Annotated in this window: 8 protein-coding genes and 2 tRNA genes; 9 read left to right on the top strand and 1 reads right to left on the bottom strand. The window is 48.7% G+C overall.

What is annotated here, in order from left to right; translation table 11 throughout:
• Nucleotides 1–66 precede the first annotated feature (66 nt).
• The 5 genes from B2U97_RS02525 (at nt 67) to B2U97_RS02505 (ending at nt 7,458) form a co-directional block, all read left to right on the top strand.
• A tRNA-Lys gene (locus tag B2U97_RS02525) sits at nt 67–142 on the top strand.
• Between the two features lie 30 nt (nt 143–172).
• Nucleotides 173–248: transfer RNA gene (locus tag B2U97_RS02520), tRNA-Lys, on the top strand.
• Between the two features lie 143 nt (nt 249–391).
• Nucleotides 392–1,432, top strand: coding sequence for a quinolinate synthase NadA (gene nadA / locus B2U97_RS02515; RefSeq protein WP_114981589.1), 1,041 nt, complete (start codon nt 392–394; stop codon nt 1,430–1,432).
• A 138-nt stretch (nt 1,433–1,570) separates the two neighbouring features.
• Complete coding sequence (gene gltB / locus B2U97_RS02510) at nt 1,571–6,037, top strand: glutamate synthase large subunit (protein ID WP_286830216.1); 4,467 nt, start codon at nt 1,571–1,573, stop codon at nt 6,035–6,037.
• Complete coding sequence (locus tag B2U97_RS02505) at nt 6,037–7,458, top strand: FAD-dependent oxidoreductase (RefSeq protein ID WP_011234325.1); 1,422 nt, start codon at nt 6,037–6,039, stop codon at nt 7,456–7,458. The genes gltB and B2U97_RS02505 overlap by 1 nt, the downstream gene beginning before the upstream one ends.
• 16 nt (nt 7,459–7,474) lie before the next feature.
• On the opposite strand, the gene B2U97_RS02500 is transcribed toward B2U97_RS02505, so the two are convergent.
• The gene (locus tag B2U97_RS02500) at nt 7,475–8,317 is read right to left on the bottom strand and encodes an SDR family oxidoreductase (RefSeq protein WP_011234324.1); all 843 of its coding nucleotides are present in this window, start codon (nt 8,315–8,317) and stop codon (nt 7,475–7,477) included.
• Nucleotides 8,318–8,385: 68 nt separating this feature from the next.
• Here B2U97_RS02500 and B2U97_RS02495 point away from each other — a divergent pair, with 68 nt between their 5' ends.
• The 4 genes from B2U97_RS02495 to B2U97_RS02480 all read left to right on the top strand — a co-directional run bounded on the left by B2U97_RS02495 (nt 8,386) and on the right by B2U97_RS02480 (nt 13,380).
• The gene (locus B2U97_RS02495; protein ID WP_286823451.1) at nt 8,386–10,299 is read left to right on the top strand and encodes a PilZ domain-containing protein; all 1,914 of its coding nucleotides are present in this window, start codon (nt 8,386–8,388) and stop codon (nt 10,297–10,299) included.
• A 93-nt stretch (nt 10,300–10,392) separates the two neighbouring features.
• The gene (locus B2U97_RS02490; RefSeq protein WP_011234322.1) at nt 10,393–11,778 is read left to right on the top strand and encodes a M28 family metallopeptidase; all 1,386 of its coding nucleotides are present in this window, start codon (nt 10,393–10,395) and stop codon (nt 11,776–11,778) included.
• Nucleotides 11,771–12,748, top strand: a complete 978-nt coding sequence (locus tag B2U97_RS02485; protein ID WP_011234321.1) for an amidoligase family protein — start codon at nt 11,771–11,773, stop codon at nt 12,746–12,748. The genes B2U97_RS02490 and B2U97_RS02485 overlap by 8 nt, the downstream gene beginning before the upstream one ends.
• Nucleotides 12,721–13,380 (top strand): gamma-glutamyl-gamma-aminobutyrate hydrolase family protein, encoded by a 660-nt coding sequence (locus B2U97_RS02480; protein ID WP_286823450.1) that lies wholly within the window; start codon nt 12,721–12,723, stop codon nt 13,378–13,380. Before B2U97_RS02485 ends, B2U97_RS02480 begins: the two co-directional genes overlap by 28 nt.
• Nucleotides 13,381–13,418: the final 38 nt, after the last annotated feature.

The following is a 13,418-nucleotide window of genomic DNA, read 5'->3' as shown; positions in this document are numbered from 1 at the left end:
TACGCGCACTATTTCAGTAAACTATGCCGCCGTTGCCAAGCAGAAACGGGCAATATTATTGGCGTTGGGTTGTTAGCTCAGTTGGTAGAGCAGTTGACTTTTAATCAATTGGTCGCAGGTTCGAATCCTGCACAACCCACCACGTCGCCGATAAAAATATTTACCAGAATATGGGTTGTTAGCTCAGTTGGTAGAGCAGTTGACTTTTAATCAATTGGTCGCAGGTTCGAATCCTGCACAACCCACCACTTCACTGAATACCCCATTAAGAAAACCACTCAAACCATACTGATGAATTAAGAGTGATACTGACTTAGCTATAAGCATCCCTTGAATTCCGCTATAATAGTCCTCACTTATTAAGAACACTTGGAAAACAAGCCGTAGTATCATGACCGAGATTCAAACTCTGGATAGCCTTGATTATACTTTTCCGCCAAAGCCTAAACCGTTAAGTGCGGAAGAGAAGTCCGAAACCATTAATCGTATTAAGCAGCTTCTGATTGATGAAGACGCTGTATTGGTGGCTCACTACTACACAGACCCCGATATTCAGGCGTTAGCCGAGGCAACTGGTGGCTGCGTGGCCGATTCTTTAGAAATGGCTCGATTTGGTCGCGACCATCCGGCAAAGAAGCTGATTGTAGCTGGTGTTCGTTTTATGGGCGAGACGGCTAAAATTCTTACGCCTCATAAGCAAGTGTTGATGCCAACATTGAAAGCCGAATGTTCCCTTGATCTTGGCTGTCCACCAGAAAAATTTGCTGAGTTTTGTGATCAACATCCTGACCGGACAGTTGTCGTTTATGCGAATACTTCAGCAGCGGTAAAAGCTCGTGCAGACTGGGTAGTGACATCCAGTATGGCGCTTGAGCTTGTTGACCATTTGGATGCAAAAGGAGAAAAAATTCTTTGGGCACCAGATAAGCATTTAGGCGGTTATATTGCACGGGAAACCGGAGCTGATATGTTGTTGTGGCAGGGCGCCTGCGTCGTGCATGATGAGTTTAAAGCGAAAGCCCTGCAGGATATGAAAAAGCTTCACCCCGAGGCGGCTATTCTCGTGCACCCCGAGTCGCCGGAGAATATTGTCGCGATGGCAGATGCTGTCGGTTCTACCTCGCAGCTTATTAAGGCGAGTCAGGAATTGCCAAATGAAACCTTCATAGTGGCTACCGACAAAGGCATTTTTTATAAAATGCAGCAGCTGCAACCGAATAAGACCTTTATTGAAGCCCCCACTGCGGGTAACGGCGCAACGTGTCGCAGTTGTGCGCATTGCCCCTGGATGGCAATGAACGGCTTAAAAGCGATAGAAGAAGCGTTAACGGACGGTGGAGAAACACATGAGATTCATGTCGATGAAGCTCTGGGCAAAAAAGCCATGGTGCCGCTAGACCGAATGCTGGAATTTGCAGCGACTTTAAAGTGATTTAAAAGGCTCCTTCGGGAGCCTTTTTACTTTTTGTCTATACAACATATTTGTAACAATAATAGCCCCAGTGCCTACCGAAGCTGATGCCTGCATGGTAATCTAGCTTTATTGAATAATTATTCGAGTGGTATAAGCATGGGACTTTATGATCCAGCTGATGTCCGTGATAACTGCGGCTTCGGCCTTATCGCTGATATTAATGGCGAAGCTCAGCAAGGTTTAATTTCTACCGCAGTAAAAGCGCTGGACCGTATGCAACATCGTGGTGGTATTGGTGCCGACGGTAAAACCGGAGATGGCTGCGGACTACTACTGCAAATGCCCGAGCAGTTTTTCCGCCAGTACGCAGAAACTCAAGGTTGGCAGCTCAGTAAGAAATTCGCTGTCGGTATGGTATTTTTTAGTCGCGATAAGGATAAGCGCGAGTCCGCCCGCCACCTTATTGAGCAAGAGCTTCAACGAGAGACTTTAGCGGTCACTGGCTGGCGTAAAGTTCCGGTCAACAACCAAGTACTGGGTGAAGGCGCTAAATCGTCTGAGCCGGTTATTGAGCAGGTTCTGGTGTCGGCTCCGCCGGGCTGGCGTAAAAAAGATTTGGAAAGACGCTTGTATATGGCGCGGAGACGCGTCGAAAAGCTGATGCCTAATCAGGATGAGCTCTATATTTCCTCGTTGTCGAGTCTGGTCTTAGTCTATAAAGGCCTGATGATGGCAGCTGACTTGCCAGCTTATTACACTGACTTAGCCGATGCCGAAATGAAAACCTCTATTTGTGTTTTCCATCAGCGCTTTTCTACTAATACGGAACCGCGCTGGCCGCTGGCTCAGCCGTTCCGGTTCCTTGCCCACAACGGCGAAATTAATACTATACGTGGGAATCGTCAGTGGACGCAGGCAAGAGCTTATAAATTCCAGACCCCCTTACTGCCTGACTTACAGGACGCAAAGCCACTGGTGGGACTGTCAGGCTCCGATTCTGCGTCGTTAGACAATATGCTGGAGCTGTTACTGGCCGGTGGCATGGATTTATTCCGGGCCATGCGCTTGCTTATCCCGCCGGCATGGCAGGGCGATGCCACCATGTCGGACGACATGCGTGCCTTTTACGAGTTTAACTCTCTGCATATGGAGCCCTGGGATGGGCCTGCCGGTGTGGTCATGAGTAATGGCCGGCATGTGGCCTGTAGTCTGGATAGAAATGGTCTGCGTCCGGCGCGGTATGTTCTGACCCGCTCAGGTATTCTGACCATTGCATCCGAAGTGGGTATCTGGGATTACGACGAGCAGGAAGTGATAGAAAAAGGCCGCCTGGGACCGGGACAAATGATGGCGGTGGATACCTATACCGGCAAAATTTGGTATAACGACCAAATTGAAGAAGAACTCAAGCAGCGTCACCCTTATAAACAATGGCTGGAACAACACCGTCGCCACTTGATACCGTTTGAACGCAGCCACGCCGACAAGCTGGGTAAACGTTTGTATGACGACGAGACTATGCTGGTTTTTCATAAAGCGTATTTGTATTCCGAAGAAGAAATACAGCAGATTATCAGTGTTCTGGCGAAAGATGGTCAGGAAGCCGTCGGTTCTATGGGGGACGATACACCCACCGCAGTGCTTTCAAAACAGCCTCGTTTGCTTTACGACTATTTCCGGCAGCAGTTTGCTCAGGTGACTAACCCCGCTATTGACCCTATCCGTGAACGCCATGTTATGTCGCTTTCCACTATCATAGGCCGTGAGCATAATGTATTTAACGAGGCATCCGGCGATGCCGACAGGGTGGTATTTGAATCACCTATCCTGATGTACACCGATTTAAAGCAGCTACGGGAACTTGATGAACAACATTACCGGGCAACCACCTTGTCGCTGGGGTTTAAACCGGAGCAGCAGAATTTACAACAAGCCATCGATAGCCTGGTTGAGCAGGCAAAAGCCGCGGTTAAGGATGAGCAAACGGTTATTCTGGTTCTCAGTGACAGAGATTTACAGCGGGAACAGCTGACGATACCTGCAGCCATGGCTGTTGGGGCGGTGCAACAAGTGCTGGTGAAGAATGATCTTCGCTGTGACTCAAACATTATTATTGAAACCGCATCCGCGCGTGATCCGCACCATATGGCGGTATTAATAGGCTTAGGTGCCACTGCGGTTTATCCCTACCTTGCGTATGAAACCGTGGAGCAACTGGTCGCCCGGGACAAAGTTCAGCTGGACATAAAAGAAGCATTGCTCAACTACCGTAAAGGCCTGAATAAAGGGTTACTGAAAATACTTTCGAAAATGGGTATTGCGACAGTGGCGGGTTACCGGGGCTCCTCCTTGTTTGAGGCGGTTGGGTTGAACGAAGATGTACGTCGTCTTTGCTTTGAGAACGTACCAGCACGCATTGACGGTACCGGCTTTGACGATATACAGCAGGATCTTCAGCAGAGCTTCCATCGCGCCTGGTTAACACGAAAAAAACTGGCTCAGGGCGGTTTGCTAAAATATGTGCACGGTGGGGAGTACCACGCTTATAACCCGGATGTTGTGATGTCGCTGCAACGCGCGGTGGCAACAGGCGAGCAGCGAGATTACGACGTTTACGCTAAGTTTGTTAACGAGAGGCCGGTGACTCACCTGCGTGATTTGCTCAGTATCAAATTGCCTGAAAAGGCAAAAATTAAAAAAGAAAAAGTAGAAGCCAAAGAACTCCTGTTTCAGCGTTTCGACACGGCAGCTATGTCGATAGGCGCGTTAAGCGCCGAAGCTCACGAAGCCTTAGCTATTGCCATGAATACTATTGGCGGGCATTCAAATTCTGGCGAGGGTGGGGAAGATCCGAAGCGCTTTAACAACGCAAAGAACTCGCGAATTAAGCAAGTGGCCTCGGGGCGCTTTGGTGTCACGCCGCATTATTTGGTTAACGCCGATGTTATACAGATAAAAGTTGCGCAAGGAGCCAAACCCGGTGAGGGAGGTCAACTGCCCGGCGAAAAAGTGACTGCGGAAATTGCCCAACTGCGATACGCCGTAGCTGGTACTACCTTGATATCGCCGCCGCCGCATCACGATATTTATTCCATTGAAGATTTAGCTCAGCTGATTTTTGACTTAAAGCAGGTGAATCCGAAAGCCTTAGTTTCAGTCAAGCTGGTTTCTACTCCGGGTATTGGCACCATTGCTACAGGTGTCGCGAAAGCGTATGCCGATTTAATTACCGTCTCCGGCTACGATGGCGGAACTGGTGCCAGCCCCATGACCTCGGTCAAGTATGCCGGCTCGCCCTGGGAGCTTGGTCTGGTTGAGGTGCACGAAGCCTTAGTTGCTAATAATCTCCGCCATAAAATTCGGTTGCAGGTTGATGGCGGCTTAAAAACCGGTATGGATATTGTGAAGGCGGCTATTTTAGGCGCTGAGAGCTTTGGTTTTGGCACCGCCCCTATGATTGCTCTGGGCTGTAAGTATTTACGCATTTGTCATTTGAACAACTGTGCAACAGGCGTCGCCACTCAGGATGAAACCCTGCGGCGGGAACATTTCTCCGGCTTGCCGGAACGCGTGGTGAAACTGTTTGAGTTTATGGCGGAAGAGGTGCGTGACATTCTCGCTCAATTGGGGCTGGAAAAGTTAACCGACGCTATTGGCCGGGTTGACCTACTGGAACGGCTGACTGGTGAAACCAAACGTCAGCAGCAGTTACAGTTAATTGCCTTGTTGCAGTCAGCCGGGGTTCGCTCAGAGCATTCTTTATATTGCACCGAGAAGAACCCGCCGTTTGATCAGGGCAAGCTGAACCAGCGATTGCTGGAGTTGTGCAAGGAGTCTATCTATAAGCGCAGCGGAGGTCATTGGTCTTTGACTATCCGTAATGACGACCGTTCGGTTGCTGCAAGTGTATCGGGTTACATTGCCAGCCAACATGGAAATCAGGGAATGGCTGTTGCGCCAATTACTTTAGGTTTCATTGGTACCGCAGGACAAAGCTTTGGTGCATGGAATGCCGGAGGCTTAAAGCTTCACCTGACCGGAGACGCCAACGACTACGTTGGGAAAGGTATGGCCGGCGGTGAAATTACTATTAAGCCGCCAGCAGGCTGTCGTTATAACACGCACGAAGCAGTCATTATGGGCAATACGTGTTTGTATGGCGCGACTGGCGGAAAACTTTATGCTGCCGGTTGTACCGGTGAACGTTTCGCGGTGCGTAACTCCGGCGCGACAGCTGTGGTAGAGGGTATTGGTGACCATGGTTGTGAATATATGACCGGCGGTATTGTGGTGGTACTGGGGGAGTGTGGCATCAATTTCGGTGCCGGCATGACAGGCGGTTTCGCTTATTTAAGAGACAGCGACGGCGACTTACATCGTCGGCTTAACCACGAATTGGTTGAGGCCGTTGCAGTGGATACCCCGATCATTCAGGAACACTTGCGTGGTTTAATTCATGAGCATCACGAAGCAACGGGAAGTCACTACTCGCGCGAGTTATTAAACAACTTCGGGCAAGTAGTGGACAGCTTTTATATCGTCAAACCAAAAGCAGCAGATGTGAAAGAGCTTTTAGGGCATCGGGCGCGGTCAACCGCAGAATTACGTGTGCAGGTGATGTAATGAACAAAAATATTTATCAGTTTTTGGACGTGCAGCGCATTGATCCGCCGAAACGTCCGGTTGAAGAGCGCCGCATTGAGTTTAAAGAAGTTTATGATCCAATGCCTGACGTGCAGCTAAAAGGCCAGGCAGATCGTTGCCTGGACTGCGGAAACCCTTATTGTGAGTGGCAATGCCCGGTTCACAACTATATTCCTCAGTGGCTGGAGCTGGCCAATGAAGGGCGGGTTATTGAAGCCGCTGAACTGATGCATAAAACCAACAGTCTGCCTGAGGTTTGTGGTCGGGTCTGTCCGCAGGATCGTTTGTGTGAAGGAGCCTGTACGCTGAATGACGGTTTCGGCGCAGTAACTATTGGCAGTATTGAAAAGCAAATGGTCGACGAAGCCTTTAAACAAGGGTGGCGACCAGATTTAAGCGGTGTGACTCAGCGTCAGGAACGGGTTGCTGTCATTGGAGCCGGGCCTGCAGGTCTTGCCTGTGCCGACGTATTGACGCGTAATGGTGTCAAAGCTGTCGTTTACGATCGTTACCCGGAAATTGGAGGCCTGCTAACCTACGGCATTCCGCCATTTAAGCTGGATAAAGCGGTCATGACGTTGCGTCGTGAAATATTCACCGACATGGGTATTGAGTTTAAGCTGGGTGTCGAAGTGGGTAAAGACATCAGTTTTGCTGAGCTGGAAGCCAATTATGATGCGGTATTCTTAGCTCTGGGGACTTATAAAGCGCTGGATGGAAAACTAAAAGGCCTGGATGCAGATGAAGTTTATCCTGCCTTGCCGTTTCTCATTGGCAATACACAAAAGCTTATGGCTCATGAGCCTATGTCTCAGTATCCACTTATTGATGTGAAAGACGAGACCGTGGTTGTGCTTGGTGGTGGCGATACTGCGATGGACTGCGTCAGAACCTCAATCAGGCAGGGAGCGAGTTCGGTTGTCTGCGCTTATCGCCGCGACGAAGGTAATATGCCAGGGTCGCGCAAAGAAGTGCAGAATGCTCGCGAAGAGGGCGTGTCTTTTGAGTTTAACCTGCAGCCGCTGGAAGTAGTCACAGACAATTCGGGTAAGGTTAGCGGCGTGAAAATGATGCGTACTGAACTTGGCCCGGCGGACGCGGATGGCCGCAGACGTCCACAACCTGTGCCGGATTCAGAATTCATAATGCCTGCAACGGCGGTGATTATTGCTTTTGGCTATCAGCCCAGCCCGCCAGAATGGTTACAACAACATAAAGTGGAGCTAAGCGACTGGGGCACTGTGCTGGCCACTGGCGACACGGAGTTTGCGATGCAAACCAGCAACCCGAAAATATTTGCCGGTGGCGATATGGTGCGCGGCGCCGATCTGGTCGTGACGGCGATAGCAGAAGGACGCAACGCCGCCGAGGGAATGCTGGATTATTTCGACGCCGTATAAGTTATGGGCAGCGCAATCAGCGCTGCCATTGTTTAATAACCGGCGCATAACCTTCGCGAAAATTCGCATACTGAAGTTGGTAACCACTGTCTTTCAAACCCTTGTTCATACAGCGTTTAGAGCCTCTGGGACCAACTTTTTTATTAATGTTTCCTGCCAGCTCAATTCCAAGCTGCTCAGCCAGCCACTGATAAACTTCGTATTGTTTGACCGGTTCATCGTCATTAACTAAATAAACAGGTTTGGGCTGATTAACCTGGGTAAGTAAATGCACAATAAAGCCAGCGACATCGTCCTGATGTATGCGGTTAGTCCAGCTGTCACGAAGCTGGACATTGCCCTGAGTTAATTGACGCAATAAAAAGTCACGTCCCTCGCCGTAAATACCACTGCAACGAAGAATTGAGGTTTGCCCCGGTAAGGCATTGATAATGGATTCAGCCTGTAATAGAGCTTTACCGGAGTCTGACGTAGGCTCGGTTGCACTGTTTTCATCAATCCACTCGCCGTCGCGTTGTGCGTAAACGCCGGTGCTGGAAACGTAAATAATATTAGGCTGATGCCTTTGCTGCGACAGTACCTGTTGCAGGTGACGACAGGGAACGACATAGCCCTGATGATAGCTATCTTCTGCGCCTTTTGCAGGAGTCAGGGTAATGACAACATTATCCCATTTATTCTGGAACAGTTGGTAAAGCTCTTGTTCACTGTTTAAGTCTGCTGCAACTAAATTGACCCCCTGGCGTACCGGCTTGCTCTCCGGGGTTCTGCAAACTCCGGTGACTTGCTCGTTTTGCCCGCTCAGCCGTTGCGCAACGCGGTCTGCAATATCGCCGTAACCGAGTAAAAGCGTTTGCATGAAGATCCTCTTGGCGTTAATGTAAAAGAAATGTTGAACTTAATATAGATACTGAACAATAGCCCATTATGAGCAGTGACCCTTCAATAGAAAGTCTGATTGATGAGCTTAAAACAGATTATCACCGCTCTCAATTTGAGTCTCTGTTTAAACGTAAAACAAAACATCTTAGCGGGCCCGAGAGGCTGCAGGCGCGTATGCGCATTACCGAGTTAGCGAAACCAGCTTTGGGTGTTATAGATCTTCGCAAGAAAATTCAGTCCGAAATTGAAGCTTACCCTTTTCAGGGGCGCGTACATTATTTTGATTTAGCTGCGAAACGATTATTTGAAGACGGCTTACGACTGTATAAGGGTGTTTTTACAAACGACACGAAACAGCAAATATTAGCGTTGAAAACACAGCATCAGCAGTTAGCGGAAGACAAAGCCTTAGCCCAGCAGGAACAAGAGAAGGCGCTTGCCAGTTTCGTGGCCGGGCGTGAGTACCAACGTTGTGAGCAACGGATTAACCTGGTCAGCGCTGTGACCATGGAACTGGCCGATGGCCAGGAATTCAGCGCTATGACTGTGGACATCTCTAATAATGGACTGCAGCTAAAGCTAGGTTTTGATCCTCAACTAACCGGCTTGAAGTATGCACGCGTAAAGGTTTACTTTTCAGGGCTTAGCGACGACTTTGTGTTTGACGCAACCCAGGAATACGAATACCGGGTAGTAGGGCTTAAAGAAAAAGACTTTTGTCTTTACTTACGTTTAAGGCGCATGGATGAAACTGGCGATGACGAACTTGGTCGGTTTTTAGCGGCTATGTTGAACAAGTCCCGGCGTCGCTATAAAGTCAATGTTGAGCATTTAGCCCAGAGGGTTACAGCCCGGGTGCATGAAAGTTGTTGGTTTGATGCTGTTCAGGCTGTGCCATTCATTTTAAAAGATGGCTCAGGGTGCTGCGCTTTAGTTCAGACAAAATCAAATCAGACCCTGCTGAACAGCTGGCAGCAACACCAGAATGACCTTATTGCGGAGCTTATTGAGCAACCGTGGGTTCAGTCTGTGATAAATGAGTTGCGAAAAGCCAGGAAACCCACAAGGCGGCAAGTTACCTTGTTTCGTATTAGCCTGCCCATAAATAAAGTCTGGCGTGAGTACTTACTGCCGCTGCAGGCTATACAAAAAGAAAAAAGCTTAATTGCTACGTTGAACGCATTGCGTGCGGCAGGTTATGGGGCAAGGTGTTATCAACTGACGCTCACTCACAGCAAAGACGATGAGCTAGTCTACGGCGAATTTAATGCGATAAAAACTCCACTTTGGCGCGAACATTCCAATGAGAAGCTGAAATTATCGGTACTACAGGAATACCAGACCAAAGGAGCTAAAGCACTGAGTTGTAAACTGCTTAGTCCTGAAGCGTCAGCTGAGCAGAACATGTTTCGTTATGCTTTATCCAGCGCCTTATTTTTGTATAAAAGCGGCGTTGACTGGGAGCCTCAGCTGGCCGCATTAATGCCCGTTTCTGAAGGCTTACCGAAATTGTTTGATGATACTGAATTTTGGTTAGCAAACAACGAACGCTTACTCGGCGGACGGCGGCTGAGCTCCGAGCTAAGAAAGGCATTGCGTCGAGTGTCTGAGAACAGCAACTTGTCGCCGCGTATATTACTGTTAAGAGTTACTCAGGCCACTCAGAAAGACGGCGTTATGGGGCGGGAAATTAGCGAGTACGACAGCTTTGAAGAGGCGGCAGAATACATTCGTTTTCTTGACGAGGATGATAACTTTCTTGCGCTGCTGGTAACAGGGCAGCCATGTCAGCATCAAATAGCAGCCGGGTTGACGACAGATTTGTCTTATATTCAACGCTACCTGCCGCATCGCGCAAAGGAGCTTGAATCCAGTTTTAAACAACTGCGCGGCGTCATAACCCTGACAGACGTGACTCAGACTCTAAGCGGGCTTGCGCAACTAACGGAGCAGTTATAAAGGTTACCGTTTGCTGCTCCTGCGCGTGGCTTTCCATCCTGCGTTATATACCGCATAATCCAAACAAGCTCATTAATTAACAGGTATTCAATTATGTTCAAATCGTGGACAAGTTCATTACTGGCGGTAAGTGTTGGTTTAGCCACTCCGCTGAGTGCTATCGCTCAGGATAGCATTGACTATAAAGAGCAGGAAAAGTTACATGAAATAGCCGGTGCCATGCAGGCTGATCGCATTGAAAGCGATATTCAGACGCTGGTGGATTTCGGCACGCGCCATACCTTATCTGAAACGGAATCTGATACGCGAGGCATTGGTGCTGCGCGGCGCTGGATTTATGCTGAATTTGAGCGCATATCCGAAGCCTGTGGTGGTTGCCTTGAAGTGATGTACGTCAGCGACACGATTTCGGGAGAAGAGCGCATACCTGACCCTGTGGAAGTGAAAAGTGTCATTGCGGTTCAGCGTGGTAAAACAGACCCTAATCGTTATGTGATGATGTCCGGGGACATCGACTCGCGAGTTAGTGATGTCATGGATTATACCTCCGACGCCCCGGGCGCAAACGATAATGCCTCTGGTGTCGCTGGCGCGTTAGAAGCGGCACGAGTGCTAACCCAGTACGAATTTGATGGTTCTATTGTTTATGCGGCACTGGCAGGCGAGGAACAAGGTCTGTTTGGCGGCAAAATTCTGGCCAAAAAAGCGAAAGATGACGACTGGCATCTGACCGCTGTGCTTAATAATGACATGATTGGTAATATTGAAGGTATTAACGGGGTTATTGATAACACCACTGCACGTATTTTTGCTGAAGGCACCCGTATGAATGAATCGGATCGCGAAGCAACCATGCGCCGTTTTTATGGTGGCGAAGTGGATTCTCCTTCACGCAACTTAGCCCGCTACATTGATACAGTGGCTGATCGTTACATCAATAATTTAGACACTATGATTGTTTATCGCTTAGATCGCTTTGGTCGTGGTGGGCATCATAGACCTTTTAATGATTTAGGCTATGCCGGTATCCGCATTATGGAAACCAACGAAAATTATAACCGTCAGCACCAGGACCTTCGTGTGGAAGATGGCATTGAATATGGCGATACCATCGATGGCGTAGACTTTGACTACGCCGCTAAACTGACAGCGCTGAACGCGGTTTCTATGGCAAGCATGTCTTGGGCGCCAAGGCCTCCTGCTAATGTCGAAATAGAAGGTGCAGTAAAACCGGATACAACCCTGCGCTGGACGGCGCAAGAGGAAGATAAAGAAAATATTGCGGGTTATAAAGTTTACTGGCGCTTAACCAGTGCTCCTCAGTGGCAGTTCAGCCGCTATGTGGGTAACGTAAACGAATACACACTGGAGAATGTGGTGATCGATAATTACATTTTCGGTGTAGCTAGTGTCAGTAACGATGGCTTTGAAAGCCCAGTTGTATTTCCGGGACCAGCGGGGACATTTTCTATTGAGTAAAACGTTGTTCAAAGCATTAACCGAGCCGCTAAATTATGAAGGGGAAGACCGAAGAGTCGGTTTCGAACTGGAGTTTAGCGGTTTAACTCTGGAGAGAACTGTCGAAGTTCTGCAACAACAGTTGTCGGGGAAACGGGTTGCGGTCTCTAAAGCGGAACAAAAAGTTGAAGTGGATGAACTGGGTTCATTTACAGTTGAGATAGACTGGGACTATTTAAAGCGAAAAGCGAAAGCAGAAGGCGGAGACAATTCTGCCTGGGTGCGCGAGTTAGGCAGCATAGCTGAGAACCTGGTACCTATCGAAATTGTTTGCCCGCCATTGACTCTTGAGCAGTGTGAGCGGTTAATTCCTGTGACCGATGCTTTACGGGAAGCAGGTGCGAAGGGCACTGATGAGTCCTGGATTGCTGCTTATGGTGTGCATATTAACCCGGAGGTGCCGTCGTTAGAGCCAAATGTCCTGCTGCGTTATTTGCAGGCATTTTCTTTGTTGCAATGGTGGCTGGTAGAGGCTCACCGGGTTGATACAACACGAAAGCTGAGTCCTTATATTGATAAATATCCTGAAGCCTACATTCGCTTGCTGGTTTCTCAGCAGGAGGTAAGCCGGGAGCAACTAATTAATGATTATCTGGAACATAATGCCACCCGTAACCGGGCGCTGGATATGTTGCCGCTGTTTGCTTTTCTGAATGAAGAAAAAATTATGAAAGCGGTGGAAGATAATAAGATTAAAGCCCGCCCGACATTTCATTATCGTTTACCGAATTGTCAGCTTGAACACCCTGACTGGGATTTAACCGAACCATGGAAAATTTGGTGGATAGTGGATGCTCTGGCGAACGACGAACAGGCTTTAGATTACTGGAAGCAAGCGTTCACTGATGCTGAACGCCCGCTAATAGGGGTTTCAGAAAAAGACTGGAAGGAAAGGTTGCAGCAATGGCTCAAAGACCGCGAGTGGTTGTAACAGGAACCGCCAGACGGTGGTCTCCTTCCTGGTGGTGTACCTGGCTTATTCTTAAGTGTCTTGGGGCAACCCCTGTGCGCGCGAGTGTCAGACACAGCTGCGACCACGAAGGTATCGACGCCGTGATTATTGGCGGCGGCGATGACATTAGTCCATCCGAGTATAATCAACCACCGGAGCGTGACGGCGAATACGACCCCGACAGAGATGAGCTTGAAATTGCCTGGATACGCTGGGCTCTGGAAGAAAAAAAGCCTCTGTTAGGTATTTGTCGTGGTTCACAATTGATTAATGTGGTGCTGGGTGGTGAACTGAACCAGAATATTAGGGAGCTACGACAGCTAACCTATAACAGACCCGGGTTATTGCCAACTAAGCAGGTATTTATTGAGCCCCGGAGCCAGTTGGCGAAAATTTGTAAAAAACAAAAACTGCGAGTTAACAGTTTGCATTCACAAATTGTGAAGCAAACTGGCGTCGGGATGCTTGCTGTGGGTTGGGATCTCGATGGTTTTCTACAGGCTTCTGAAGGGCAGACCGAACAAACTATTATTGGCGTACAGTGGCATCCTGAGTATCTTTTCTATGTACCCAGTCAGCTCAGAATTTTCCGTTGGCTTATCAAACAATAATTGAACATTTCGATTATACCCTCGTCAATACATCAATT

The sequence above is a fragment of the Idiomarina sp. UBA3176 genome, assembly GCF_002364295.1.
Lineage (GTDB): Bacteria > Pseudomonadota > Gammaproteobacteria > Enterobacterales > Alteromonadaceae > Idiomarina > Idiomarina loihiensis.
This window is presented reverse-complemented; position numbering and strand designations above follow the sequence as displayed.